This window comes from Micropruina sp., assembly GCF_047602085.1.
Classification (GTDB): domain Bacteria; phylum Actinomycetota; class Actinomycetes; order Propionibacteriales; family Propionibacteriaceae; genus Micropruina.
The window spans coordinates 1-26,149 of record NZ_JASGID010000001.1; the positions used below are offsets into that span (position 1 = coordinate 1).

Consider the following 26,149-nt stretch of genomic DNA (forward strand, 5'->3'; position numbering starts at 1 on the left):
CGCGGATGACTTGCTTCATCTCCCTGCCGGAATCGCGCGCTATGCCGGAGCGGTCGTTCCGGAAGGTGTTCAGTGGGGCACCGCAGCAGACGAGAAACTGGCCCGCGCGATGGCCGCTTGCACGCTGAGGTTGCCCGCGTCCCTGTGCTATCCGGCCGTGATCGACAGCGTGATTTCGGACTTGGAGTGCATGGCTGACTATTCCGGCTGGCAGCAGTCCCGCTGGATTGCTGGACAACTCGTGTTGGTTTTCGATGATTCCGGAGTTTCGCAGGTGGCTGGTCGTGTCTTGTCTTACGATTCCGAGCAGGGCCTCCAAGTGTCCAGTTCCGAGGAGTCAGGTCGATGACGACAGATGGTGGTGCGTTCAACCTCCTGGATGAACCGTGGGTTCGGGTGCGCACGCACACCGGCGAGGTCCTCGACCTGTCGCTGCGTCAGGTATTCGAGCGTGCACATCACCTGAATGGACTTGCTGGGGAGGTTCCGACCCAAGACGTGGCCGTCCTGCGCGTGCTCGAAGCCGTCCTACTTGGAGCCACGAGGTCCGACCACCTCCGTAGCGATGACGAGAGCATCGACCTGTGGGACGCTTGGTGGCGTTCCGGGAAGTTCCCCACAGATGTTGTGTGGGGCTATCTCGAGAGGCATCACGAGCGCTTCTACCTCCTGCACCAGAGTGAGCCATTCATGCAGGTGGCTGATCTGCATACCGCCAGTGGAAACGCATCCGGTCTCATCAAGCTGATAGCCGACGTGCCCGATGGGCACCAGTACTTCACGACCAGAGCGGGCCGAGAGATCGAGTCACTTTCCTTGGCGGAAGCCGCCCGATGGCTTGTTCACTGCCATGCTTTCGACCCGGCGGGAATCAAGACCGGAGCTGTTGGCGATGATCGAGTAAAGGGGGGCAAGGGCTACTCGATGGGTTATCCGGCCTGGGTCGGGAACCTGGGCGTCATCGTTGTCAACGGTGCAAACCTGTTTGAGACGCTGCTGCTCAACCTGCCACTGTCGCTAGGGACCAATCCTGACGATCGCCCGGTCTGGGAGCGCCCAGCCTTGCCGTCTGGCGTGTGTGCTGACCATCTCGCACCGACTGGCCCCGCCGACCTGTTCACTTGGCCGTCGCGCCGTGTCCGTCTGCTGGAGCGGAACGGGCTGATCGTTGACGTACAGATCTCCAACGGCGATCGCCTGGGTCCGCAGAACCAGAGCGGCAACGAGCCGATGTCCTCTTGGCGCAAGAGTCAGAACCAGTCCAAGCGTGGCGAGGGCGACGTGTATATGCCCGTGCTGCATGTGCCGGGGAGGATCTGGCAAGGCCTTGGCTCGCTACTGATCACGGCTAGGGGTGTCACCCATCGGGCACCCGTCCTGGACTGGCTAGCCACGCTGATCGAGTCAGGATGCCTGCCGGCCGGCTTCCGCGTCCGGCTACGGACGGTCGGGCTCGAATACGGAGCGCAGGCCAGTTCGATCGCGGGCGCGGTCGACGACGGCCTGGACGCGCGTGCTGCCGCGCTCACTGAACCGATCCTGGCCCAGTGCGCTGTGGATGCCGCGGCCCGAGCCGGTAGCGCCGTCGTTGCCTTGGCGAACCTAGCCAGCAACCTGGAACAGGCGGCCGGAGGTGACTCCGAGCGTCCCAGGTCACGCACCTTCGAGTTCGGCTACAGCCTGTTGGACGGACCGTACCGGCGCTGGTTGAGTGACCTGGTAGACGTAGCCACCATTGCCGAGCGTCTTGACGACTGGAGTCAGCAGGTGCGGCGGATCCTTCTGGATGCCGGTCAGTCCCTGATTACGGCCGCCGGGCCGGCCGCTGTCGTCGGGCGTCCGGTTTCCAGGATGGGGTCCGATGAGAAGCAGCGCATCGATTCAGGGCTCGCCGAGATCTGGTTCCGCGCGGCATTGAACAAGGCGCTCGGAATCGCCCCCGTTCCGCAACGTCAGGAGGTCGCATCATGACGGATCCCAAACCTGCGGTCACCCGCGCGGAAGTGTTGAGCGAGGACGTGGGCCGGCGCGTGCGACGGCTCCAACGCTCGTACCTCGACCCCTCCGATGGGGAAAACTCCGAGTCCACCGCCACACTGGCTCGCCTACGTCGCTGCGCGCCGGACGCCGTCGGCGCGGACCCGATGGTGTGGGCGGTGACCCTCGCTGATCTTCCTGACCAGCTACGTTCCCGGAACAAGGATGATGAGGCTAGTCCGGCGGAGAGAGCCGTCCATGCTGCCTTGGTGCTCTACGCCACGCATCAGCAGTCGAACCAGATTCCTGTCCACGTCACGGGAGCCAGCTTGGGAGGTGCTGTCCGGCGGTTGGCGGAGGCCAGAGCGCACAACGGTGAACCGGACGAGTCAAGCATTCGTCGCCTGCATCAAGTGGTACTGGCAAATGATGCACCAGGCCGCCTGCACCATCTGCGAGGTTTGATCACCCTGTTGCGCAGCGAGTCCGATCCGATCCCGCTTGACTACGCCCAGCTAGCCGTCGACCTCTGGCGGCTTCTCGATCCCGAACAGGACAGCGCACACGTTGTGGCCCGATGGGGTCGCGAACTGCACAACCGGCCGCGCGCCACGACAGGAGAATCCGAATGAACCTCACCATCGATGTGCACGTCATCCAGTCCGTGCCGCCGAGCAATCTCAATCGCGATGACACAGGTAGTCCCAAGACGGCGGTCTACGGCGGAGTGCGGCGCGCCCGGGTGAGTAGCCAGGCTTGGAAGCGTGCAACGCGGCGTGACTTCGAGGACTACCTGGATACGACGGAGTTCGGCGTGCGCACCAAGCGGGCGGTCGAACTGCTGGCCGGACGAGTCCAGCGGCTGAATCCGTCCATCGGTTCCGAGGATGCCCAGGCCCGGGCCACCGCTGTCCTCAACCATGCAGGACTGAAGACCAAGGCGCGTCGCAAAGCTGAGGCAGGAGAGCCCGAACTCACGGAGTACCTGGTTTTCTTCAGCAACCAGCAACTGGACAAACTCGCTGCCCTGGCGGTCGAGTCCGACGGTGGTCCACCGAACGCGCGCGCTGCCAAGAACATCCTGAAGGAGGGCAACAGCTTCGACCTCGCATTGTTTGGGCGAATGGTCGCCAACGACGCTGATCTCAACGTCGACGCGGCCTGCCAGGTAGCGCACGCGTTGAGCACGCATGCCGTAACGAACGAGTACGACTACTACACCGCGGTTGACGATGAGAACCCGGAGGACGAGACCGGCGCAGGGATGATCGGGACCGTTGAGTTCAACTCGGCGACCCTCTACCGATATGCGACTGTGAGTGTGGGTGCTCTTCACGAGAACCTCGGGCACAGCGAAGCGACTGCGCGGGCGGTCGAGGCATTCGTTCGCTCGTTCGTGCAGTCCATGCCCACCGGGAAGCAGAATACGTTCGCGAACGGCACGTTGCCCGAAGCGGTCGTGATTATGGTGAGGAATCGTGGAGTCAATCTGGTGGGCGCCTTCGAGGATGCAGTCCTCGGAAGTCAGGGCGGCTTCGTGAGGGGCTCGTGTGAGCGGCTAGCCGTATACGCCACGGAGATGGCGGCGGCCTACGCTGCACCCCCGACGGCAACCCTGGTCACTCGGGTGGGCGAGCGCACCGCTGCTCTCGATGATCTGGCTGGGGAGCGGGTTACCTTCGATGAACTGGTGTCGAGAGTCGGTGGGATGGTCCGCGAGTTGACGGACGTACAGTGACGGTCCTGCTCCTGCGCCTTGCGGGACCGCTACAGGCGTGGGGCGACTCGAGCCGGTTCGCCAGGCGTGACACCGGTCGGTACCCCACCAAGAGTGGGGTTCTCGGTCTGCTGGCTGCAGCGGAGGGGCGACGTCGCACCGACGAGATCGAGGATTTGACGCGCCTCCGGTTTGGCATCCGGGTTGATCAGCCGGGGCAATTGCAGCGGGATTTCCAGACCGCGATCAACTGGTCCACCGGGAAGTCCATGCCCTTGTCCTACCGCTACTATCTCGCCGACGCGGTGTTTGTCGCGTGTGTCGAGGGTGACCGGGGTCTACTCGAGGCTCTCGATACTGCACTGATGGATCCCGTGTTTCCGCTCTATCTGGGGCGGCGTTCCTGTCCGACTTCGGGAAGAGTGTCGCTGGGTGTTGTGGATGAGGATCTGACTTCGGCGTTGAGTTCGGTGGAGTGGCAGGCGGCGTCCTGGTACCGCCGGATCCAGCCGCAACGAGTGGAACTCGAGCTCGTGGTTGATGCGGTTCAGGGAAGTGCTGATCCGACGGAAACTCGTCGGGATGTTCCGTTGAGCTTCAGTCCAGAACGGCGCGAGTACGGCTGGCGAGAGGTTGCTCATCTTCCTCCAGCGATCGTGGACAATCCACTGGGCCGCCCGTCCCGGCGAGCGACGGGAATCGATTGGCTCGACGCAGTTGAGGAGGCATGATGTATTTGACCCAAATGCCCCTGAATCCGCAACGGCGAGCGACCCGCGAACTAGTCCTGTCGCCGCAACGCATGCACGCCGCAGTACTCGCTGGATTTCTCCCGGGAGCGTCCGAGCGGGGACGCGTGCTGTGGCGTTTGGACTCGGACTCGAGGCATGAGCTGAACCTCTACGTGGTCAGCCCCGAGGCCCCCTCGTTTGATGCACTCGCCGAGCAGGCCGGCTGGAGTTCAACCCCTGTGTGGCGGACAGCTGACTATGGGCGTTTTCTGGGACGCCTTACTGTCGGTCAGCGCTGGGTGTTCAGACTGGTGGCGAACCCAATCCGCAATGTCCGGGAAGGGTCGCAGAGTAGCACCGGAGACAGGTTGCCGCGGGGAAGTCGCGTCCCGTTGATCAAGGAAGCAGATCAACGAGAGTGGCTGTTGGGGAGGGCTGCATCCTGCGGTTTCGGGGTCGTCCCTGGAGCCTCTGGCGGACCCAACTTAAGCGTGACGCGAAGTGGGCGGCACCGATTCGGGCGTCACAGTGACGGGCTCGCTCGTCGAGTCACGCTGCAGACAGCACAGTTCGACGGCGTCCTCGAGGTGGTCGACACAGCTGCCCTGCGGCGCACCCTGACCGAGGGTGTCGGCGCCGGCAAGGGTTACGGCTGCGGTCTGTTGACTCTGGCCGCGGCATCATGAAACCGATCCCGGGAACGCCGCCGGCAAAGGTCGGTGAGCTTTCTCGGGTCACGGACCGAATCACCTTCCTCTACCTGGAGCGCGCCGTCGTTCACAGAGACGGCAACGCCATCACCGTCAGGGACGAACGTGGGGTGATTCACGTTCCTGCCGCGACGATCGCTTCTGTGATGTTGGGTCCGGGGACCACCGTCAGCCACCAAGCGATGATGCTGCTCGCAGACAGCGGTGCTTCTACGGTCTGGATCGGTGAGCAGGCAGTTCGCTACTACGCTCATGGCCGGCCACTTGCCCGGACAAGTCGACTGTTGGAGGCGCAGGTTGTAGCTGTCACTAACCAGTCGAGTCGTTTGCGCGTCGCCCGTGAGATGTATGCGATGCGGTTTCCCGGTGAAGAGACGGTTCACTTGACCATGCAGCAACTCCGTGGCCGTGAGGGTGCGAGGGTGCGACGGCTCTATCGAGAGAATGCGGCCGAGTTTGGCGTCGAGTGGAAGGCGCGGGACTATCGGCCGGATGATTTTTCCGCGAGCGATGACTTGAATCAGGCCTTGTCGGCAGCGACTTCGTGTCTGTACGGAGTTGTACATGCCGTCATTGTCGCGCTTGGGTGTTCGCCAGCCCTCGGATTCGTCCATACGGGACATGATCGATCCTTCGTCTTTGACATGGCAGATCTGTACAAGATGGAGCTCGCTGTACCCGTGGCCTTCGAGGTCGTGGCAAAGGGTACCGAAGACGTCGCGGGCGATGTGCGACGCGCCATGCGGGACGCCATGCATTCGGCCCGGCTTATGGGCCGATGCGTAGAGAATCTGCATCGCCTGCTCGGCACGGGCGGGGAGCAAGAGACGGACTTCACTGCCGATGTGATTGAACTGTGGGACTCCCGGAGCCGTCTTGCTGGCGGAATCAACTACTCGGATGAGCCACCGTGGTAGTACTCGTTCTCACCGCATGCCCGGTGGGCCTGCGCGGGCATGTGACTCGGTGGCTTCTTGAGATCGCGCCGGGTGTGTTCTGTGGACGTGTGTCCTCGAAGGTTCGAGATGAACTTTGGTTGCGAGTTATCGAGATGTCCAAGGACGGGCGCGCGCTGATGGTGTTCAGCCGACGAGGAGATCAGGGGATGGATTTCCGAGTGCACCGCCATGACTGGCAACCGGTTGACTTCGATGGTGTGCGGCTCATTCGCCGTCCCGAAGAGTTGTCGGGGATTCCGTCGATGCGCCCGGGGTGGAGCGTGGCCAGCAGGCGTCGGCGTGCTCGAAAAGTGAAGTAGCATTGGGCGCTCGGCTTGAATCGGTGCTTGTCAACAAGTGCCGTCCCCGCCCGCGCGGGGGTGAGCCCCTGGCGGCCCTGGCGCTGCGTGTGCGGCGTCCGCCGTCCCCGCCCGCGCGGGGGTGAGCCCACCACGCCGGTCTGGGCCCCACGAAGGCCCGCGCCGTCCCCGCCCGCGCGGGGGTGAGCCCTCACCGATCTGCACCAGGAGGACCGCAAAGCGGCCGTCCCCGCCCGCGCGGGGGTGAGCCCGGCCGCACCGTGGGCCGCTACCGCGCCCAGTAGCCGTCCCCGCCCGCGCGGGGGTGAGCCCCTGGCTCACCTTCGGTGGGGAACGAAATCAGAGCCGTCCCCGCCCGCGCGGGGGTGAGCCCTCGCTGGATGTCCCATGTGAAGAAGTCGTGCGGCCGTCCCCGCCCGCGCGGGGGTGAGCCGGCGGTGCCTCGTGAGCCGGGAATGGGTGGGTCGCCGTCCCCGCCCGCGCGGGGGTGAGCCCCCCTAGTGGAGCCGGTGGATCGACTAGGTGGTGCCGTCCCCGCCCGCGCGGGGGTGAGCCCATCTTCACCGGCACCCTCCGCGCCTCCGACCTGCCGTCCCCGCCCGCGCGGGGGTGAGCCCAGCCTTCGCCTGGTCGAGGTTCACTGCCTGCTGCCGTCCCCGCCCGCGCGGGGGTGAGCCCGTCGTAGATATCGCCACCCAAGCCAAGTACGCGCCGTCCCCGCCCGCGCGGGGGTGAGCCCAGCACCTACTCGACCTGCTCGACGCCAACGGCGCCGTCCCCGCCCGCGCGGGGGTGAGCCCGACGCCGACGGAGGACGACGACTGATGAACTGGCCGTCCCCGCCCGCGCGGGGGTGAGCCCTGCCGGTGAGTATCGGCACTGGTGGCGGCAGGGCCGTCCCCGCCCGCGCGGGGGTGAGCCCCGGGCCAACCCCGGCCCGGTCGCCGACGTCCTGCCGTCCCCGCCCGCGCGGGGGTGAGCCCTCGGTGGCCAGCCGGATGATGGTGTCGGGGTTGCCGTCCCCGCCCGCGCGGGGGTGAGCCGGCCGCGTTCGCCGCAGCGAACAGCGCCTTGACGCCGTCCCCGCCCGCGCGGGGGTGAGCCCGTTCGTGACCGACCCGGCAGACTGTGTCGTCTGCCGTCCCCGCCCGCGCGGGGGTGAGCCCACCCGGCGGCGAGCAGTGAGTTGTGGACTTCCGCCGTCCCCGCCCGCGCGGGGGTGAGCCCGCGGCCCGGTCAGTGACCACATGAGTACCTTTGCCGTCCCCGCCCGCGCGGGGGTGAGCCCTGTCCAGTTGGTGGCCGGGCAGGAGATCAGCGGCCGTCCCCGCCCGCGCGGGGGTGAGCCCGCGGGTTGCCAGGTGGTGATCCGGTACACGGCGCCGTCCCCGCCCGCGCGGGGGTGAGCCCTGTGGACAACTGCCGCTGGGCAGATTCAGGGCGCCGTCCCCGCCCGCGCGGGGGTGAGCCCCATCATCCACAACGTCACCACGCCGCTGAGCTGCCGTCCCCGCCCGCGCGGGGGTGAGCCCATGCTGGAGGGCTCGATGGCCACCGCGTCCCTGCCGTCCCCGCCCGCGCGGGGGTGAGCCCCGGTCGGTGTCGGCCGCGGCGTAGACGACTCCGCCGTCCCCGCCCGCGCGGGGGTGAGCCCGCGGCGAACAGCGCGTTGCAGTCGGTCTTCTTGCCGTCCCCGCCCGCGCGGGGGTGAGCCCAGGGCTTCGTCGACGCCGGCCTTGGCGATGTCGCCGTCCCCGCCCGCGCGGGGGTGAGCCCGCGGGCTGAAGATCGTTGCTGTCGTGAATCCTGCCGTCCCCGCCCGCGCGGGGGTGAGCCCCAGGGCAATCCCACCAGGATCCCGATCATGCCGCCGTCCCCGCCCGCGCGGGGGTGAGCCCGACTACGCACCCAAGATTGACAAATCGTTGGGGCCGTCCCCGCCCGCGCGGGGGTGAGCCCCGACACGTACAACAGGCCACGCCGCAGCAGCGGCCGTCCCCGCCCGCGCGGGGGTGAGCCCCAGTTGGTGGCGGCCGGGCTGTGGGAGCCGGTGCCGTCCCCGCCCGCGCGGGGGTGAGCCGTCGTGGGAGTCCCGCGACGGCGATCCGGTGACGCCGTCCCCGCCCGCGCGGGGGTGAGCCGCAGAGGGTGATCCCACTCTCGGCCGAGCTAGCGCCGTCCCCGCCCGCGCGGGGGTGAGCCCCGACAGCTGCACTGCGAGACCGGTCCCGCGAAGCCGTCCCCGCCCGCGCGGGGGTGAGCCCCGAGCAGTGAATGCGTCGTCGGTTACGTCTAGGCCGTCCCCGCCCGCGCGGGGGTGAGCCCTCGTGGTGCGGCCGAGGCATCTGACGATGGATGCCGTCCCCGCCCGCGCGGGGGTGAGCCCGGTGCCCCGCTGACCAGGCGCAGCGCATGGCAGCCGTCCCCGCCCGCGCGGGGGTGAGCCCAGATGCAGGCTTTGTTCGGATCGGGCCATCATGCCGTCCCCGCCCGCGCGGGGGTGAGCCCGCGACCCCCGCTACAACCTGGCTATCTGATGGGCCGTCCCCGCCCGCGCGGGGGTGAGCCCAGCCGGGCAAGGACAGGATTCATGCGAAGGGCGCCGTCCCCGCCCGCGCGGGGGTGAGCCCCGGGCCACGACATGGCGAGTGACCTTCTCGAGGCCGTCCCCGCCCGCGCGGGGGTGAGCCCCCGAAATGAACACCACCACCGCCCGCGAAATCGCCGTCCCCGCCCGCGCGGGGGTGAGCCCCAAGCGGTGATTACCTTGGCGGTAGGTGCGCCGCCGTCCCCGCCCGCGCGGGGGTGAGCCCTGTTTGCAGTTCTTGTAGGCGATGACGATGCCGCCGTCCCCGCCCGCGCGGGGGTGAGCCCTTATCGGTGGCATCCGAAGCCACGATCGCTTCGCCGTCCCCGCCCGCGCGGGGGTGAGCCCAATTAGGGTGTGCATGCGCGGGACGCTACGGCGCCGTCCCCGCCCGCGCGGGGGTGAGCCCATCACCTGGATCGAGCAGCAAGACAAGCTGTGGCCGTCCCCGCCCGCGCGGGGGTGAGCCCCGGTCGCGAAAGAAGCCGCCACTTCGGTGAAAGCCGTCCCCGCCCGCGCGGGGGTGAGCCCACAAGACCCACCTGGCCGCTCACGCGCAGGTCGCCGTCCCCGCCCGCGCGGGGGTGAGCCCGGCCTCTACGATGCGGCCAATCTTCCCCGTCCGCCGTCCCCGCCCGCGCGGGGGTGAGCCCGAGAACGGCTTCCAGGGTGAGGCTGATTTCGGGCCGTCCCCGCCCGCGCGGGGGTGAGCCCTCGGCCGTAGCCGCCGCGATCTCAGAAGCCGGGCCGTCCCCGCCCGCGCGGGGGTGAGCCCGTCCGGCTCCGGTTCAAATCAGACGTCAAGGTGCCGTCCCCGCCCGCGCGGGGGTGAGCCCACGGCCCCATCGAGCAACGCCCGCCCCCGGTCGCCGTCCCCGCCCGCGCGGGGGTGAGCCCACGGCCCCATCGAGCAACGCCCGCCCCCGGTCGCCGTCCCCGCCCGCGCGGGGGTGAGCCCATCATTCACTTGGAGGCCGAGCCCGAGGAGGAGCCGTCCCCGCCCGCGCGGGGGTGAGCCCGGTTCGATCATGTCGTGGAGCCGCCGAGCCGAGCCGTCCCCGCCCGCGCGGGGGTGAGCCCGTTTCTCGGCAGGCCATCGACTGGACCTCGCCGCCGTCCCCGCCCGCGCGGGGGTGAGCCCGCGATCTGGGCCTCACACAGAACAGCAAACGCGCCGTCCCCGCCCGCGCGGGGGTGAGCCCGAACACGACATGGTGGCCGGGGGTACAGATAAGCCGTCCCCGCCCGCGCGGGGGTGAGCCCCCGACAGGCCATCGGCGAGCAAGTATTACTCGGCCGTCCCCGCCCGCGCGGGGGTGAGCCCTGTAGCTGAATTCGGCGAAGGAAGCCGACGGCGCCGTCCCCGCCCGCGCGGGGGTGAGCCGATGAGAGATGACCAGGGAGTCAGGGGGTGAACGCCGTCCCCGCCCGCGCGGGGGTGAGCCCATATCCCTCATGGGTCTCCCCTCTCCCTATTGGCCGTCCCCGCCCGCGCGGGGGTGAGCCCGCTCGGCAGTGGTGTTGTATTTTGTGGAGAGCGCCGTCCCCGCCCGCGCGGGGGTGAGCCCGCCTCCAAACTGCGCGTAAAATACATCATCTGGCCGTCCCCGCCCGCGCGGGGGTGAGCCCCCGACGGGTATTATCAAGTCCCCACTGGCGGCGCCGTCCCCGCCCGCGCGGGGGTGAGCCCAGGGTGGGTTGGTTTTCACTTGGCGCGTCGATGCCGTCCCCGCCCGCGCGGGGGTGAGCCCGGGCACCGTCGAAACCGACAGCCACTCGGGCGGCCGTCCCCGCCCGCGCGGGGGTGAGCCCACGAGATCAACCGTGATGGTGTCGAGTTGGTCGCCGTCCCCGCCCGCGCGGGGGTGAGCCCAGCCGCTACCGCTACCGGGTTAAGGCCCGCAAGCCGTCCCCGCCCGCGCGGGGGTGAGCCCGGGTACAACCATGCAGCCTTGCGTGACTCCCCGCCGTCCCCGCCCGCGCGGGGGTGAGCCGCCGCAGAGCGATGCGGCGTGAGCCAGGACACCGCCGTCCCCGCCCGCGCGGGGGTGAGCCCGTTTCGGGTATGCCGCAGTTGAGCGTGCCATCGCCGTCCCCGCCCGCGCGGGGGTGAGCCCTCTGGCTCGAAGCGCAAGCTGCAGGGCAGCCGGCCGTCCCCGCCCGCGCGGGGGTGAGCCCGAGGTGTTGGTCTCGGGGAGTAACGTGTGCGCGCCGTCCCCGCCCGCGCGGGGGTGAGCCGCCGTCCGGCCACAGCCGTCCGCCCACCAACTGGCCGTCCCCGCCCGCGCGGGGGTGAGCCCAGGGTCGTGACCTCGTCGTCGGTCAGCGTCCGGCCGTCCCCGCCCGCGCGGGGGTGAGCCCCGCATCATGGGCGCTGCGGTGATCGACAGGCTGCCGTCCCCGCCCGCGCGGGGGTGAGCCCTACTACCTCAGGAGTGTGGCGTGATGCCGCTGGCCGTCCCCGCCCGCGCGGGGGTGAGCCCTCGCGACCCGCTTCACCCTGAAACGCGTCTACGCCGTCCCCGCCCGCGCGGGGGTGAGCCCCCTGACCATCTGGAGGCCGTGAGCCCTGCGGAGCCGTCCCCGCCCGCGCGGGGGTGAGCCTCCGGTCGCAATGCATGAATCAGGGCAGCCATAGGCCGTCCCCGCTCGCGCGGGGGTGAGCCCTGGCTGGACCGCGCCGACGGATCGCGAACCTGGCCGTCCCCGCCCGCGCGGGGGTGAGCCCCCTGACCATCTGGAGGCCGTGAGCCCTGCGGAGCCGTCCCCGCCCGCGCGGGGGTGAGCCTCCGGTCGCAATGCATGAATCAGGGCAGCCATAGGCCGTCCCCGCTCGCGCGGGGGTGAGCCCTGGCTGGACCGCGCCGACGGATCGCGAACCTGGCCGTCCCCGCCCGCGCGGGGGTGAGCCCGAGATCGTCGTCATGTCGGCGCGTACGACCGAGCCGTCCCCGCCCGCGCGGGGGTGAGCCCGCCGAGGGGTGGGTGGCGCACACCGCAGACGGGCCGTCCCCGCCCGCGCGGGGGTGAGCCCCCGTGGCCACACCGTTCAGGGTGCCCTTGATGGCCGTCCCCGCCCGCGCGGGGGTGAGCCCTCAAGGCGTACATGCTCGCCACGGCAGGAGCCGCCGTCCCCGCCCGCGCGGGGGTGAGCCCGCCCAGCCGCCGCCCGCCCGACTGGTCACCTGGCCGTCCCCGCCCGCGCGGGGGTGAGCCCCGCAGCCGACAAGGGGTTGCCCGTACCACCGGGCCGTCCCCGCCCGCGCGGGGATGAGCCCCCTCATCACCTGCCCCGACTGCCACTACCACGGCCGTCCCCGCCCGCGCGGGGGTGAGCCCCACATCGGCACCGGCGCGCTGCTCGCGTTCGCGCCGTCCCCGCCCGCGCGGGGGTGAGCCCATTGATTGGAACGCCGTCTGGGTCGACCTTTGGCCGTCCCCGCCCGCGCGGGGGTGAGCCCGTCGACCCACCCGTCCGACGTGACAGCGTTGGGCCGTCCCCGCCCGCGCGGGGGTGAGCCCATCAGCTCCAGTCCACGGCGTACCGTTGCGCCGCCGTCCCCGCCCGCGCGGGGGTGAGCCCTCCTGCACCGCGACCAGGTCCCGAGTGGCCGCGCCGTCCCCGCCCGCGCGGGGGTGAGCCCGCGTTCTTGTGGCCGACGAGCACCTGCCCGACGCCGTCCCCGCCCGCGCGGGGGTGAGCCCGGCAGAGCTGCACGGCAGAGCCGCACGGCAGAGCCGTCCCCGCCCGCGCGGGGGTGAGCCCTGGAACATGCCGGCCGCGCACTCCACAAGGCCGCCGTCCCCGCCCGCGCGGGGGTGAGCCCGCGCCGTATTGCGCTTGTTTCCGCAATGCGTCGCCGTCCCCGCCCGCGCGGGGGTGAGCCCGCCGCCACAAACTCCCGCGGATGCAGCCGGTCGCCGTCCCCGCCCGCGCGGGGGTGAGCCCCGTGCGGTGCCGTAGGGCGAGTTGCCGCCGTCGCCGTCCCCGCCCGCGCGGGGGTGAGCCCGCCTGGGCCACCCCCGGCTGAGACCCCCGATCGCCGTCCCCGCCCGCGCGGGGGTGAGCCTGACCACGAGGATCGTCGAGGTGTCGATCGAGAGCCGTCCCCGCCCGCGCGGGGGTGAGCCCCAGTGCTTCGGACCGTCGGGGTTCGTCGTGCCGCCGTCCCCGCCCGCGCGGGGGTGAGCCCTCGGCTACCTCCAGCAGGACGCCCGTCGGGAGGCCGTCCCCGCCCGCGCGGGGGTGAGCCCTGGAAGAGCGCTACTGCGAGATCGCAGCGCGCCGCCTCGCGCAGGACGTCCTGGACGTCACCGAGGTCACACCCACACCGATGGAGGCATCATGATCCTCACTCACCGCCCACTCCAGATGCCCTGGGGGCAGCCGGTCACTGAAGTGCGTCGCTTCCGCTCGACCTTCAGGGCGCCCTGGGCATCCACCCTGGATCTGCTCGATCGGGAACTCTGGCATCTCGATGCTGCTCACCTGGAAACCCACCACCCGAGCCGAGGAGGCCGCATGACGAACCTGCGCCGCCCCGACGCCGTGCTGTCTGCCGAGCTTGTCGCCCAGGCCAAAGGGGACGGATTCCAGCCGCCGACAACGAAGCGTTGCGGCTCGCAGGAAACGGCGTCGTCCCGCCTCAGGCTGCTGCCGCCATCCACCTATGCCTTGACCGACTCTCCGACCTGCTGGAGGAAGCATGAGTACGCGTGACGGTCAGGCTGCGCCGAGGTATGCCGCAAGCGCCTTGCGCGCGACCTCCGACTCGGACTCGCGGTCAGTCGTCGCCCGTTCCCTCAGTTGCGCGCGCAAGTCCTTCGGGATGCGCAGGCCGATCCGCTCGGTGCCCTCCGCGGACAGCGGAGGGCGTCCGCCCCTCGCGCCGTTGCGCCGCGAGATCTCGCGTGCGACCTCAGCGGCGCGCGCCTCAGTCAGCCGTTCACCATCGAGGCGGTATTCCTCTCGGTCGAGATCGACGTCCTCGACCTCGTCCGGATCGACCTCGACCGTGCCAAGGCTTCCCAGGTTCACCTTCATGACCTCTCCTTTCGCTCGAGTGCCGTTGGCATCACATGAATGACGAGCGTGACCGGCTCGCCATTGCGGTCGTCGGTTGTGACTACCGCGATGACGTGTAGCTCGCGCCCGGTGGCGTCCGTGCCCACCCAGTCGAGTTAGACCTCGCCGTTGGGCCGGGTGCCCTCGACCGGCTCGCCCTGCATGACGTACAGCGCATGAGCCTTGTCGATCTTGTGACGCCTGGCCTGACGGGTGAACTTCAACCCCATGAGTCAATCGTACCACAAAACCCAATAACGTCAAACGAAACTGGAGGAATCGAATGCCCACGCCGTCCCCGCCCGCGCGGGGGTGAGCCCCGCGGAGCGGTCGCCGGATGCTTCAGCACCGCGCCGTCCCCGCCCGCGGGAGTGAGCCCGCGTATGTGGTCAGCACTGTGCCCTCATCAGAGCCGTCCCCGCCCGCGCGGGGGTGGGCCCCGAGGTCAGATGCACGCGGGGCGTGTACCTGGTGGGTGCACCGCCGGAGAAGGGTGGGGCACCATCCTGTTCACGCACACTTTCGAGTGCCTATCGACAAGCCCATTCGCCCTCACTTAACCTCGCGTTCATGGCTGCTCTCAACGAGGTTCCCGACTGGATGCGGCCACCCGGACTACCCAGCCACCGCATGCCGTCGGCGCAGGCGCTGCAGCGGCTTAAGGCGGGGAACGCTCGTTATGTCACGCAGCGGAGCGGGGAGGGCCACTCACCCGGCTCCCCGGTGACGGCCGAGTTTCCTTTCGCGGTCGTGGTCGGCTGCCTTGAGCCGGACGCAGCCGGCGAGCATCTGTTCGCCGAGACGCCGGGCGCGGTGCAGTGCGTGCGCACGGCCGGGCCAAGCCTCGGTGCCGACACCATGGCCGCGATCGAGTACGCGGTGCTGGTGCAGAACGTGTCCCTCGTGCTGGTGCTGGGCCACCAGGGCTGCGGCGCGCTTCGGGCGGCCGCAGACGCCCGCGCGGCGGGCAGCGTGCCGTTGCCGGGGGAACTCACCGGCTGGGTGTCGCGCGCCGCCACCGGAACCCGGCTGGGTGACCCGGCCACCGGTCACGTCCGAGCGTTACGGGCCGTGCTGCACCGGGCCGACTCGTTGCTCACGCTCATTCGATCGGGCGAGGTGAAAATTGCCGCCGGCGTGCTGGCCCCGGCCACCGGGGCGATCGAGTTTCTGCCGGACGAACCAGACGAGGTCGAGGATGACTGTCCCTCGGTTTCAAGGCGAGTGGAACTGGGTAGTTGAGGCATGCTGAAGGCCCCTGGGTCTTGAACATGCTCCGCGGTGGAGCTGGTCGCACGGGTCAGTAGAGAGCCAGGACTCCTTGGCAGTCTGAGAGATCCCGCCCTGGATGCGCCCCAGGATTGCCGCCGGGTAGGTTCAGTGAGTAGCCGGCCTGCCGGAACTTGCGGACAGCCTCGCGGCGACCGGGTTGCGAATCGGTGCTCATGTCGGTCAAAACTGAGGGTTCGAAGACGTTGGGTGGCGACGGCTTCATTAGGAGCACTATATTTAGCCATGGCGGGCCGCACAGCGGACTCGGGGGCCCCTTCGGCCCGCCACCGCTTTGGCTCGTCGGGGTCGTCACCGCTGTGGCCCCGACGGGCCGGCGAAGCGCCGCACGGTCTCGATGGTGTCGGCCTCGTCGGCACTTTTGTCGTCGCGATAGCGCAGCACGCGGGCGAACCGCAGCGCCAGCCCACCGGGGTAGCGGGAGGAACGCTGCAGGCCGTCGAAGGCGATCTCGACCACTTGCTCGGGGCGCAGGAATACCGTCCAGTCGTCGTGATGGGTCTCCAGTGAGCGGAACCGCTCGGTCTGCCAGGCCAGCATCGCATCGGTCATGCCCTTGAACGTCTTGCCCAGCATCACGAAGCCGCCGGTTGCCGGGTCGCGGGCGCCCAGATGAATATTCGAAAGCCAGCCCCGGCGCCGTCCCGACCCCCACTCGACGGCCAGCACCACCAGGTCGAGGGTGTGCACCGGCTTCACCTTCACCCAGGACGAGCCGCGCCGCCCGGCCTCGTACGGTGCGTCGAGCGCCTTGACCACGACCCCCTCATGGCCGGCCGCGAGCACCTGCTCGCTGAACGCCTCGGCCGCCGACACCTCGCCGGTGACCAGCCGTCCGACCCGGGCTGAGGCAGGCACCACCCGACTCAGCCGTTCACTGCGCTCTCGCGCCGGCAGGTCGAGCAGTTCATCGTCGTCGAGCGCCAGCAGATCGAAGAAGAACGGCGTCAGCGCGAAGTCGCTGGCGGCGGTTTCTTGAAACAAGCGTGGCCGCCCATCGGCACCCAGCGCTAGCGCCTCGCCGTCGAGAATCGCCCGGCGCACCGGCAATTCGGCCACAGCCCGCACTACTTCGGGCAGGCGGTCGGTCACCTCGTCGAGGCTGCGGGTGAACAACCGCACCTCGTCGCCGTCGCGGTGGGCCTGAATGCGAATGCCGTCGAGCTTGGCTTCGACCGCCACCTCGCCCGGCAGCGACGCCATGCCCTCGGCCACGGTCTTGGCGCTGGCCGCGAGCATCGGCCGAACTGGACGGCCCACCACCAGACCGATCGCGGCAACCGCCTCGGCGCCGCCGGTGCGAGCGGCCAGCGCGACCGGTGCGGTGTTGCCGGCCAGCATCACGGCACGCCGGACGGCGTGGGCCGGCAGCCCGGACGCCTTCACCAGCGCGTCGACCATCAGCCCGTCGAGTGCGCCCTGGCGGGTCTCGCCGGTGATCAGTCCGGCCAGCCAGCGCTGCTCGGCCGCGGTGGCCCGGCCCATCAGGTCGTCGAGCAGCGTCTTGCGGGCCAGTTGCGAGCCGTTACCAGCCAGCCCGGCCATCGCCTCGAACGCGGCGTCGACCTCGCTGACCGTGAGCGTGGGACGCTCGGCCGGCGGCACCGTCGCGCGCGCCGAGCGCCAGCCGACGCCGGTGCGGCGCTGCCGCAGCGACCCCGACAGGTACGCGGTGACGATCTCGACCTCGTGCGGGGCCGCGGCGGTCAGGGCCTCGGCGAGCGCGCTCACCTTGGCCAGACGTGACCGGGTGGCGGCCACCTGAGCCGAGGTGGCGACGAGGTCGGCCAGCAACATGCTGCCATTGTGCTGGTTGCCGCAGGCAGTCTTCGCACGACTGGGGGGGGGTCGGTTCCGCAGGGTTGACCGGGGCAGAGGGTCTCGACAAGCTCGACCAGCGGGGGGGCTCGACCAGGAGGGGGCTCGACCAGGAGGGGGAGGTCCTACCGGTGCGCTCCCGGGTAGGTTGAGCTGGTGCAACCGATGGTCCGCGAGTGGCGTCCGGACTGGCCGTGCCCGGTCGCCGAGATCTGGGGCCACTGGCGCAGAGGTGCCGGCGACCCCACCTATCGGGTCGATCGCGGACGGCACTGGCGCGGCATCGGCACGCCGCTCGGCCCCGCCACGCTCAGCGTGCAGCCGCGAAACGGCGAGGGTGTGATCGCCGCCGAGGCCTGGGGCAGTGGCGCCGAATGGGTGCTCGACCAACTGCCCACCATGCTGGGCGCCGCCGACGATCCGGACGGCTTCGTGCCCCGGCACCCGCGGCTGGCGCAGGCGCTCGAGGATCACCCGCACTGGCGCATCGGCCGCGGAAACCTCGTCTGGCAAGCGCTGTTGCCGGCGGTGATCGAGCAGAAGGTGACCGGGCAAGAGGCCTTCGCCGGTTTTCGCCGGCTGGTGCACTTTCACGGAGAGCGGGCACCCGGCCCGGGTGTGGCGCTGCACCTGTGGGTGCCGCCGGGGCCCGAGGTCGTCCGCCTGATTGCGTCGTGGCAGTGGCTGAAGCTGCACATAGACCCGGCTCGGTCGCGCACCCTGATGCGTTGCGCCCAGGTGGCCGATGCCCTGGAACGGACCCTTGCGGTGCCGGGTGACGAGGCTGATCGGCGGCTGCGCTCGATCGCCGGCATCGGCGCGTGGACCTCAGCAGAGGTGCGGTTCAGGGCGCACGGCGATGCCGACGCGGTGAGCTTCGGTGACTACCACATACCCAACGAGATCGGGCATGCTCTGCTCGGCCACGATCTTGACGACGAGGCACTGGCCGAACTGCTCGAGCCGTACCGCCCGCACCGGCACCGGGTGCAGGCGCTGCTCGGCATGCGTCGCTGGCGCGAACGGCACGGCCCGCGCCTGGCGCCACGTACCCATCTGCCGGCTCGTTGACCTGAGGGCACGCTTTGGCCGGTGTCAGAGGCGCCATCTATGGTGCAAAGCATGGGTCTGAAACCTCTGGAATTGCCGGCCGCTGACTGGCTGGGCTGGCTGGGTGAGCGCGGCGATGGGCAATTGGCCGCCGCGCGCGAAAGGCTCGCAGAGCTCAAGGCGCTGCCGCCGGGCGACGTGGCGATTCTGCCGCTGTGGAACGACACCACCATCGCGCTGCGCAACGCCGCCTGCGTGGCGGGCCTGTTGTCGTCGGTGCACCCCGACTCGACCGTGATCGACCGGGCCGAGGCGCTCGAGGTCGAGGTGCAGCGGTTCAGCACCGATCTGTACCTCGATCCGGCTGCTTACGCAGCCCTGGCTTCGGTGAACGCCGACGGGCTGGATGCCGACTCGGTCCGCCTGCAGGCCTTGGTGTTGCGTTCGTTCCGGCGCTCGGGGGTAGACCGCGACGAGCAGGTGCGTGAGCAGGTTCGCGACCTGGAGGCCCGGCTCACCGACCTGGGCCAGACCTTCTCACGCAATATTCGCGACGGCCGGGCCGAAACACGGGTGCCGGCGTCGGCGTTGGACGGACTGCCCGCCGACTACGTGGCGTCGCACCCCGCCGACGCCGAGGGCCTGGTCACCATCTCGACCGAGTACCCCGACCTGACCCCCTTTCTCACTTTCTCGACCGACGCCAGCTCTCGCCGGGCGGTGGCGCACACATACTTCAACCAGGCCTGGCCGGCCAACGACCCGGTGCTGGCCGATCTGCTGCAACTGCGGCACGAACTGGCCACGCTGCTCGGCTACGCCAACTGGGCCGACTACGACGCCGAGGTCAAGATGATCGGCAACGGCGCGGCGATCGCCGAGTTCGTCGACACGGTCAGCGCCGCGGCGCAGCCGTCCGGGCAGCGCGAGATCGAGGTGCTGCGGGCCCGTGCCGGCACCGACGGCGAGAGCGTCATCGATCTGTCGAACTGGCGGCACTACCACGAACTGGTCAAGCGCGAGCAGTACGGAGTGGACGCTGCCGAGGTGCGGCGCTATTTCGACTTCGGCAAGGTGCACGACGGGCTGCTGGCGGTGACCGCCCGGCTGTTCGGGCTGCAGTACACCAGGGTCGACCCGGACGAGGCCCGGCCCTGGCACCCCGACGTCACCACTTACGACGTCAGCGACGCCGACGGTGCTCCGATGGGTCGCATTCACCTCGACCTGCACCCGCGCGAGCGCAAGTACAACCACGCCGCCCAGTTCGAACTGGTGCCCGGAGTGCGCGACCGGCAGGTGCCCGAGGGCGTGCTGGTGTGCAACTTCTCGCGCGGGCTGATGGAGCACCGCGACGTGGTCACCCTGTTTCACGAGTTCGGGCACCTGATTCATCACATCGTCGGCGGCGGGCAGCGTTGGGTGCGGTTCTCAGGTGTTGCCACCGAATGGGATTTCGTCGAGGCCCCGAGCCAACTGCTCGAAGAGTGGGCCTGGGACGCCACGGTGCTGCAGTCGTTCGCCACCGACGCCGACGGCGCCCCGATACCTGACGAACTGGTTGCAGCGATGCGGGCCGGCGAAGAGTTCGGCAAGGGCTTCCTGGCCCGCAGCCAAATGTTCTACGCGGCCCTGGCCTACTGGTTTCACGTGGAGCGTCCGGCCGACCCGACCGCGCGCATGCTCGAACTCTACGAGGCCTACAGCTTGGTGCGCCCGCAGCCCGGCACGCACTTCTACGCCGGTTTCGGCCACCTCGCGGGGTACACGTCGGCCTACTACACCTACATGTGGAGCCTGGTCATCGCCAAGGACCTGTTCAGCGCCTTCGACCCCGACGACCTGCTGAACCCCGAGGTTGCCGCCCGCTACCGCGACCGTGTGCTGGCGCCGGGCGGCAGCCGTGACGCGGCCGAACTGGTGGAGAGCTTTCTGGGTCGCCCCTACGGCACCGATGCCTTCGCGGCCTGGCTGAACAGTTGAGCCAGAACGAGCACGAGGGAAGTGCTGATCAATGTGCCCACCGTTGGTTGAGCTTCGTCAAAACCTCTAGTCAGAGCACGTCGTATGAGGTCTCGACAAGCTCGACCAGCGGGAGATCAGTGTTCTCCTCGTGAAAGGCTGGTTTCCGTTGGTTGAGGGTGTCGAAACCCCTAGTCAGAGCACTTCGTTTGAGGTCTCGACAAGCTCGACCAGCGAAAGATCAGCGTTTCCCTAGCCGGCCAGCACCGCTTCGCGCAGCACGCTCAGCGGCAGCGAGCCCAGGTTGAGCGCCCTGGTGTGAAAGTCCTTCAGCGAAAAGTCGGTGCCGGCCTGTTCGGCGGCCTCGGCACGAATCTGCTCCCACAGTCGCTGGCCGATCTTGTACGACGGCGCCTGCCCCGGCCAGCCCAGGTAGCGGTTGAGCTCGAACCGCAGGAACTTCTCGTCCATGTTCACGTTCGCCTTGAGCAGCTCCCAGGCCTTCTCGGCGTTCCAGATGCCGCCGCCCCAGCGCTGCGGCGCCGGCTTGCCCAGGTGCACGCCGATGTCGAGCACCACCCGGGTGGCGCGCATCCGCTGACCGTCGAGCAGGCCGAGCTTGTCGCCGAGATCGTCCATGAAGCCGAACTCTTCCATCAGCCGCTCGGCGTACAGGGCCCAGCCCTCGCCCTGGCCCGAGACCCAGCAGACCAACCGGCGCCACAGATTCAGCTCGTCACGGTTGTAGACCGCCTGCCCGATCTGCAGGTGATGCCCGGGTACTCCCTCGTGGTAGACGGTGGTCTTCTCGCGCCAGGTGTTGAACTCTTCGACGCCCGGCGGCACTGACCACCACATGCGTCCGGGCCGGCTGAAGTCGTCTGAGGGGCCGGTGTAGTAGATGCCACCATTCTGGGTCGGGGCGATCATGCATTCGATGCGTCGCACCTGCTCGGGAATGTCGAAGTGCACCCCGTTCAACTCACGGATCGCCTCGTCGGCGGTGACCTGCATCCACTCCCTCAGCGCCGCGGTGCCCACCAGCTTGCGGACGGGGTCGCCGTCGAGCAGCCGCACCGCGTCGTCCATGCTGCTGCCCGGGCCGGCCAGTGCCTCGACCACCGCGTCCTGCTCGGCGGCCACCCGGGCGAGCTCGTCCAGCCCCCACTCGTAGGTCTCGTCCAGATCGACGGCCGCACCCAGAAACATGCGCGACCACAACTGGTAGCGCTCGCGACCGGCAGCGTCGGACGCCGGCGCGTCGGCCTCGAGCTCACGCAGGAACTGCTCCAGCAGCCCGTACGACTGCGCCGCGGCCGCGCCGGCGCGCTCCAGATCGGCGCTCAGGGCGTCCGACTCGACGCTGTCGCGGTGAAACGTGGTGAAGAACGACGACTCGGGGTTGGCCAGTTCGGCGGCTTGCGCGATGCCCTCGCGCACCTGCAGCACCGGCGGCAATTCGCCGCGACGAGCACCCTCGCGCAGGCAGGCCAGATACCCCTCGACCGCCTGTGGAACCCCGGCCAGCCGCGAGGCGATGTTCGACCAGTGCTGCTCGGTCTCGGTAGGCATCACGTCGAAAACGTCGCGAAAGCCCTGCAGCGGGGAGGCGATGTTGTTCAGCGCCCGGAACTGCTCACCAGCGGCATGCAGTTCGAGGTCGAGGCCGAGCCGCTCCTGCATGGCCGCGACGGTCACCCGGTCGACCTCGTCGCGGGGGGTCAGCCCGGAAAGCTTGGTCAGGGTGTCGCGGTTCAGCTCCGCCACGGCGTCGTGCAGGTCGGGGCCGGCCTCGCCCATCAGGTGGTCGTAGCCGGCCAAGCCGATCTCAGTGGCGAGGGTGGGCCGCAGTTCGGCCAGTGCCAGGGTGTACGCGTCGGCGAGGGCATCGACCGTGCTGGGTTGGCGGGTGGTCATGTGTCGACCCTACTCGCGGCCCACCCGCGAACCGCATCTGTCGCCGTGCCGGTGCCCGGGCCTGTCGTGCCCGCGGGCCACTCCCGAAGCGGCTTCGTGTGCGCACGATCGGGAATGTGAGAGTGTGGACGAATCAGCATCACCCGACCAGAGGTCACGTCGAGACCGCGATCGACCGTCCCTGCGCGAGGCTGATGCGGACGATCGAAAGGGCGTGATGATGGAGATCTGGGCACACCGTGGAGCGAGTGCGCGACAGCCGGAGAACACCATCGCCGCCTTTGCCGCGGCCATGGAGGCGGGCGCGGACGGCGTCGAACTCGACGTGCAACTGACCTCCGACGGAGTTCCCGTGGTGATTCACGACGAGACCGTCGACCGCACCCACGCCGGCACCGGCGGGGTGTCCTCCTTCACCCTCGCGCAGTTGCAGAAGCTCCGGTCGAGGAGCAAACCCAAGGGCGACCCGACCGTGACGCGCATTCCTACCTTGGCCGAGGTGCTCGACCTATTGGCCGCAGGCAACCAGTTGATCAATGTCGAGTTGAAGAACAGCGTCAAGCCGTACAAGGGGCTGGAGAAGAAGGTGCTGACGCTGGTCTCGGAACGCAAGCTGGGCGCGCGAGTGGTGCTGTCGTCGTTCAACCACTACTCGCTGCAGCGACTCCGGGAGCGCGGCTGGACGGGTGAGTTGGCGGCCGTGCACGACGGCATGCTGCGCGAGGCGTGGCGCTATTTTCGCGAACTGGACGTGCAGGCCGTGCATCCGCCCCGGCATGTGCTGATGGTCCCGGGGTTCGTCACGCGGGCACACCGGGCCGGCTTCAAAATTCGGGTGTGGACGGTGAACAATGCCGCTCAGCGGCAACGCTGCGTCCGGTTGGGCGTGGACGGCATCTTCACCGACGTGGTCAAACCCAAACCGAGTTGGTGAGGCGCAAGAGGTGCGCCGGCGAGCGCGGCAGTAGGTTGGGCCCATGACCAGCCCGTGGCGTCCGGAACTGTGGCACGAGGTGCCCGGCTTCGAGTTCACCGACATCACCTATCACAGCTCCGTCGAGGTGCCCGCGGTACGCATCGCGTTCGACCGTCCGGAGGTGCGCAACGCGTTTCGTCCGCACACCGTCGACGAGCTGTATACCGCGCTCGACCATGCGCGGCGGTCGGCCGACATCGGGTGCGTGCTGCTGACCGGCAACGGTCCATCGGCCAAGGACGGCGGGTGGGCGTTCTGTTCGGGTGGTGATCAGCGTATTCGGGGACGTTCGGGCTACCAGTACGCCGAGGGTGAGACGGCTGAGTCGGTGGACGCCCGGCGGGTGCAGGCCGAGGGTGGACGGCTGCACATCCTTGAGGTGCAGCGGCTGATCAGGTTCATGCCCAAGGTGGTGATCGCCCTGGTCAACGGGTGGGCCGCGGGCGGCGGGCATTCGCTGCACGTGGTGTGCGACCTGACCATCGCCTCGGCCGAGCACGCCCGGTTCAAGCAGACCGACGCCGACGTGGGGTCGTTCGACGCCGGCTTCGGCTCGGCCTACCTGGCGCGGCAGGTGGGGCAGAAGGTGGCTCGCGAGATCTTCTTCCTCGGCCAGACCTACGACGCCCAACGGGCCTACGAGATGGGCACGGTGAACAAGGTGGTGCCGCATGCCGACCTCGAGGACGAGGGGCTGGCCTGGGCCGCACTGGTCTGCGGCAAATCGCCGACGGCGCAGCGCATGCTGAAGTTCGCGTTCAACGCGGTGGACGACGGGCTGATCGGCCAGCAGGTGTTCGCGGGTGAGACCACCCGGCTGGCCTATATGACCGACGAGGCGGTCGAGGGCCGGGACTCTTTTCTGGAGAAGCGGCGTCCGGACTGGTCGCGATTCCCCTGGTACTACTGATCTGAGGACGTTTCAGCAGGTCAAACGGCATTTAGGGTGGCCGAAACACCTCTGTAGTCCGCAAGAATCTCGGCAGCGGCCAGCAGTGACTGGCTCCGACACGCCTCGGAAACTCTGGTGCGTCCCGCGGAAGCCCGTCGCTAGCCTTGATGCTCTGGGCTGGTTGCGCCGTGGAACGCGCTTCCCTGGTCCACCCTGTAGGCGGGGATACCCCTCGCCAGGTCGGAGGCGACGGTGAGCTGGAAAGACCTACCTGCGGAGGTGATCCGCACTTGGGTGCACGAGAACACCGACGCCTCCTTCCGTCTTGAAGGTCGGGAGCTCCCGGACGACTACGTCCGCTCGCCCGAAGTCCAGCGATTCATCGACTCGGTGATCGCGCAGCTCGATCGCCTCGATGGCACCGACCCCACTGCCGTCCGTGGGATGACCGGTCTGGACGACGAGGAACTCGACGACCTGTGTGGCCTGCCGGACTGAGCTCACCGCGGGGCACGCGGTAGTCTCGGCCCGACTGGGTTGGCGGCGACGTCCCGTCTGGACCCACATGGCTGCGGGGTATCCCCTACTTCGCATTCCGGTCCTTCGCGGTCCGACGAGCGTGTCAGAAGCGGGTTTTCATCAACAAACCCGAGAGTGTGTTTCCGCAGGTCAGATGCGGTTTAGCTGGCTTCCAGCCATCGGAGTGCGCGTTCTCATCAACAATCAGCGCTCCGGGTCGGCCCAGTACGGGACGTACCGAATCGACCTGGGGCCGGCGGAGGGGTCGTAGACCACGATCAGGTCCTCATCGACGGCTTCCTTGATGATCCGGGACGCGAGAGCTTTGTTGCGCTCAGGGATGCCGAACCGCTCGCGGACGCTGGCGTTGTTGGTCGGTTCATTGCTCACGTAGCGCAGGCACGCATGCTGGTAGACCGCCAAGACACGGTCAGGGCGATCCATCTTCGTCAGAGGCTTCGGAGCGAATAGGGTCACTCGGGTCTGTTCGTCCTTGTCCTCGACTCTCGCGGGCGGGAGTTGGTGGAACTCGATCTCCGCCGCGATCTTGTCCCAGCCGCTGCCTCGCTCCTCGGCGATGCCGACCTGGCGCATGGCGGCGCCAATGAACTCGTTGCGTGAGCGCGGCGCGAGGTCGATGAAGCGCAGGGGGTCCAGGAGCGGTAGGCCGGGGTTGGTGATCTCCAACCGGTCATCGAAGATCTCGATCATGGGCCCGGCACCCGTCACCGTGAGGTCTTGGTGGATCAGCGCATTGGCGACGAGCTCTCGGATGGCGAGTCGAGGGAACTGAAGTTCATCCATCCGGAGTCCGTCCTGGATGACCTCGCTGTTGGGAAGCTGATCGGCGATGTAGGCGATCAGCCCCTGGAAACCAGCGGCGTAACCTCGCTGGCCGATCTGTTCCTTCTTGGTCCTGATCCGGGACTTTCCCTCGTAGTGGATGACGCGCGGAGCCTTGCGAGCGAGTTTCGGGAAGTCGCCAAGGTCCTTCGCGTAGAGGAGCGCGCCTCCGTTGGTGATCTGCCACTGGTCCTCGACAGTGTGGCGAATCAGGCGGTCGGCTTCGAGCGTTTCGATGATCCCCGACCGGCTCTCGGGAAGCGGAGTCTTGTGAAGTCGGAAGTACTCGGGGTAGTCGAGCAACTGAACGACCTGCTCAACACCGAGATCGCCCGCGGCAGTGCCGTCCTCGAAGGAGGACGCCTCCAGCACCTTCCAGAGACGCCGCTGGTGATCCGGGTATTGGCTGAGGTTCTTCTTGTAGGAGCCCACCCGGATGTACTCGATGTTCTGGAACTTCACCGGGACCTTGGCTGCCGCCGCGACGCGGAGGACAACAACGGTCTTGCCGTCGACCTCGACGCTGTGGAACGAGAAGTCGGATTGTGGCGTGAGCAGGCGGAGGATCCAGTGGTAGAGGTCCTCGTTGCCCTTCTTTGCTGTCTCAGGCCGGAACGTCGTGCCGACGATCTCATGTGTGGCGTCGCTGACGCCCCAGATCAAGTAGCCGGTCTCCTGACCCGCGAGGGCGGCTGAGTTCGCCAAGCAGGACACGTACTCGCCGGTCGACCCCGGGTCGGCGTTGTCGACCTTGAACTCGACCCACTCGTTCTCGGACGGAAGACGGCGCAGACGCTGCACGAGGCTGCGCAAGTCGTCGGGGTCGTTCCAGTCCAT

General features: G+C 68.9%; 19 protein-coding genes and 1 CRISPR repeat array. Of the genes, 15 read left to right on the plus strand and 4 right to left on the minus strand.

Annotated features, from left to right (window positions below; translation table 11 throughout):
* The 9 genes from QM721_RS00005 to QM721_RS00045 all read left to right on the plus strand — a co-directional run.
* The coding region (locus QM721_RS00005) for a hypothetical protein (RefSeq protein WP_415117710.1) at window positions 1–349 on the plus strand (349 nt) is incomplete at its 5' end.
* Window positions 346–1,971: a type I-E CRISPR-associated protein Cse1/CasA gene (casA, locus tag QM721_RS00010; protein WP_415117712.1), complete on the plus strand. Its 1,626-nt coding sequence runs from the start codon at window positions 346–348 to the stop codon at window positions 1,969–1,971. The genes QM721_RS00005 and casA, both read left to right, overlap by 4 nt.
* Complete coding sequence (gene casB / locus QM721_RS00015; RefSeq protein WP_415117714.1) at window positions 1,968–2,609, plus strand: type I-E CRISPR-associated protein Cse2/CasB; 642 nt, start codon at window positions 1,968–1,970, stop codon at window positions 2,607–2,609. Before casA ends, casB begins: the two co-directional genes overlap by 4 nt.
* A complete protein-coding gene (cas7e, locus tag QM721_RS00020; RefSeq protein ID WP_415117716.1) occupies window positions 2,606–3,715 on the plus strand; it encodes a type I-E CRISPR-associated protein Cas7/Cse4/CasC in 1,110 nt (369 codons plus the stop codon). Before casB ends, cas7e begins: the two co-directional genes overlap by 4 nt.
* Window positions 3,712–4,425, plus strand: a complete 714-nt coding sequence (gene cas5e, locus QM721_RS00025) for a type I-E CRISPR-associated protein Cas5/CasD (RefSeq protein WP_415117718.1) — start codon at window positions 3,712–3,714, stop codon at window positions 4,423–4,425. The genes cas7e and cas5e overlap by 4 nt, the downstream gene beginning before the upstream one ends.
* A 14-nt stretch (window positions 4,426–4,439) precedes the next feature.
* On the plus strand, window positions 4,440–5,111 hold the full coding sequence (gene cas6e / locus QM721_RS00030) for a type I-E CRISPR-associated protein Cas6/Cse3/CasE (RefSeq protein WP_415118018.1): 672 nt from the start codon (window positions 4,440–4,442) through the stop codon (window positions 5,109–5,111).
* Complete coding sequence (gene cas1e / locus QM721_RS00035) at window positions 5,108–6,052, plus strand: type I-E CRISPR-associated endonuclease Cas1e (protein ID WP_415117720.1); 945 nt, start codon at window positions 5,108–5,110, stop codon at window positions 6,050–6,052. Before cas6e ends, cas1e begins: the two co-directional genes overlap by 4 nt.
* Window positions 6,046–6,393 (plus strand): type I-E CRISPR-associated endoribonuclease Cas2e, encoded by a 348-nt coding sequence (gene cas2e / locus QM721_RS00040; RefSeq protein ID WP_415117722.1) that lies wholly within the window; start codon window positions 6,046–6,048, stop codon window positions 6,391–6,393. Before cas1e ends, cas2e begins: the two co-directional genes overlap by 7 nt.
* Before the next feature lie 39 nt (window positions 6,394–6,432).
* Window positions 6,433–13,234: a CRISPR direct-repeat array (repeat unit 29 nt; unit sequence GCCGTCCCCGCCCGCGCGGGGGTGAGCCC).
* Window positions 13,235–13,325: 91 nt separating this feature from the next.
* Window positions 13,326–13,700, plus strand: a complete 375-nt coding sequence (locus tag QM721_RS00045) for a hypothetical protein (protein ID WP_415117724.1) — start codon at window positions 13,326–13,328, stop codon at window positions 13,698–13,700.
* A 3-nt stretch (window positions 13,701–13,703) separates the two neighbouring features.
* Here the strand turns inward: QM721_RS00045 and QM721_RS00050 are convergent, their stop codons facing one another.
* Window positions 13,704–14,024: a hypothetical protein gene (locus tag QM721_RS00050; protein ID WP_415117726.1), complete on the minus strand. Its 321-nt coding sequence runs from the start codon at window positions 14,022–14,024 to the stop codon at window positions 13,704–13,706.
* Between the two features lie 591 nt (window positions 14,025–14,615).
* Between QM721_RS00050 and QM721_RS00055 the strand changes: the two genes are divergently transcribed.
* Entirely contained in the window at window positions 14,616–15,287 is a 672-nt protein-coding gene (locus QM721_RS00055) for a carbonic anhydrase (protein WP_415117728.1), read from the plus strand.
* Window positions 15,288–15,626: 339 nt separating this feature from the next.
* Here the strand turns inward: QM721_RS00055 and QM721_RS00060 are convergent, their stop codons facing one another.
* Complete coding sequence (locus QM721_RS00060) at window positions 15,627–17,132, minus strand: ATP-dependent DNA ligase (RefSeq protein WP_415117730.1); 1,506 nt, start codon at window positions 17,130–17,132, stop codon at window positions 15,627–15,629.
* Between the two features lie 186 nt (window positions 17,133–17,318).
* Here QM721_RS00060 and QM721_RS00065 point away from each other — a divergent pair, with 186 nt between their 5' ends.
* Both QM721_RS00065 and QM721_RS00070 read left to right on the plus strand, forming a co-directional pair.
* Window positions 17,319–18,224 carry a DNA-3-methyladenine glycosylase family protein gene (locus QM721_RS00065; protein ID WP_415118020.1) on the plus strand — a complete coding sequence of 302 codons (906 nt, stop codon included), beginning with the start codon at window positions 17,319–17,321 and terminating at the stop codon, window positions 18,222–18,224.
* 51 nt (window positions 18,225–18,275) lie between these two features.
* Complete coding sequence (locus QM721_RS00070) at window positions 18,276–20,186, plus strand: M3 family metallopeptidase (RefSeq protein ID WP_415117732.1); 1,911 nt, start codon at window positions 18,276–18,278, stop codon at window positions 20,184–20,186.
* 231 nt (window positions 20,187–20,417) lie between these two features.
* Here the strand turns inward: QM721_RS00070 and QM721_RS00075 are convergent, their stop codons facing one another.
* Window positions 20,418–22,082, minus strand: a complete 1,665-nt coding sequence (locus QM721_RS00075; RefSeq protein WP_415117734.1) for a DUF885 domain-containing protein — start codon at window positions 22,080–22,082, stop codon at window positions 20,418–20,420.
* Window positions 22,083–22,302: 220 nt separating this feature from the next.
* On the opposite strand from QM721_RS00075, the gene QM721_RS00080 reads away from it, so the two are divergent.
* The 3 genes from QM721_RS00080 (at window position 22,303) to QM721_RS00090 (ending at window position 24,448) form a co-directional block, all read left to right on the plus strand.
* Window positions 22,303–23,016: a glycerophosphodiester phosphodiesterase family protein gene (locus QM721_RS00080; RefSeq protein ID WP_415117736.1), complete on the plus strand. Its 714-nt coding sequence runs from the start codon at window positions 22,303–22,305 to the stop codon at window positions 23,014–23,016.
* 43 nt (window positions 23,017–23,059) lie between these two features.
* A complete protein-coding gene (locus tag QM721_RS00085; protein ID WP_415117738.1) occupies window positions 23,060–23,968 on the plus strand; it encodes a 1,4-dihydroxy-2-naphthoyl-CoA synthase in 909 nt (302 codons plus the stop codon).
* A gap of 234 nt (window positions 23,969–24,202) precedes the next feature.
* A complete protein-coding gene (locus tag QM721_RS00090; RefSeq protein ID WP_415117740.1) occupies window positions 24,203–24,448 on the plus strand; it encodes a hypothetical protein in 246 nt (81 codons plus the stop codon).
* A 225-nt stretch (window positions 24,449–24,673) separates the two neighbouring features.
* On the opposite strand, the gene QM721_RS00095 is transcribed toward QM721_RS00090, so the two are convergent.
* Entirely contained in the window at window positions 24,674–26,149 is a 1,476-nt protein-coding gene (locus tag QM721_RS00095) for an ATP-binding protein (RefSeq protein WP_415117742.1), read from the minus strand.

Bases quoted from the DNA above. Each gene is read 5' to 3' on its own strand.
- cas7e (WP_415117716.1), top strand. From the start codon at position 2,606: ATGAACCTCACCATCGATGTGCACGTCATCCAGTCCGTGCCGCCGAGC.
- QM721_RS00060 (WP_415117730.1), bottom strand. From the start codon at position 17,132: ATGTTGCTGGCCGACCTCGTCGCCACCTCGGCTCAGGTGGCCGCCACC.
- QM721_RS00050 (WP_415117726.1), bottom strand. From the start codon at position 14,024: ATGAAGGTGAACCTGGGAAGCCTTGGCACGGTCGAGGTCGATCCGGAC.
- QM721_RS00095 (WP_415117742.1), bottom strand. From the start codon at position 26,149: ATGGACTGGAACGACCCCGACGACTTGCGCAGCCTCGTGCAGCGTCTG.
- QM721_RS00065 (WP_415118020.1), top strand. From the start codon at position 17,319: ATGGTCCGCGAGTGGCGTCCGGACTGGCCGTGCCCGGTCGCCGAGATC.
- casB (WP_415117714.1), top strand. From the start codon at position 1,968: ATGACGGATCCCAAACCTGCGGTCACCCGCGCGGAAGTGTTGAGCGAG.
- QM721_RS00075 (WP_415117734.1), bottom strand. From the start codon at position 22,082: ATGACCACCCGCCAACCCAGCACGGTCGATGCCCTCGCCGACGCGTAC.
- cas1e (WP_415117720.1), top strand. From the start codon at position 5,108: ATGAAACCGATCCCGGGAACGCCGCCGGCAAAGGTCGGTGAGCTTTCT.
- cas6e (WP_415118018.1), top strand. From the start codon at position 4,440: ATGCCCCTGAATCCGCAACGGCGAGCGACCCGCGAACTAGTCCTGTCG.
- QM721_RS00045 (WP_415117724.1), top strand. From the start codon at position 13,326: ATGATCCTCACTCACCGCCCACTCCAGATGCCCTGGGGGCAGCCGGTC.
- QM721_RS00085 (WP_415117738.1), top strand. From the start codon at position 23,060: ATGACCAGCCCGTGGCGTCCGGAACTGTGGCACGAGGTGCCCGGCTTC.
- QM721_RS00080 (WP_415117736.1), top strand. From the start codon at position 22,303: ATGGAGATCTGGGCACACCGTGGAGCGAGTGCGCGACAGCCGGAGAAC.
- casA (WP_415117712.1), top strand. From the start codon at position 346: ATGACGACAGATGGTGGTGCGTTCAACCTCCTGGATGAACCGTGGGTT.
- QM721_RS00070 (WP_415117732.1), top strand. From the start codon at position 18,276: ATGGGTCTGAAACCTCTGGAATTGCCGGCCGCTGACTGGCTGGGCTGG.
- QM721_RS00055 (WP_415117728.1), top strand. From the start codon at position 14,616: ATGGCTGCTCTCAACGAGGTTCCCGACTGGATGCGGCCACCCGGACTA.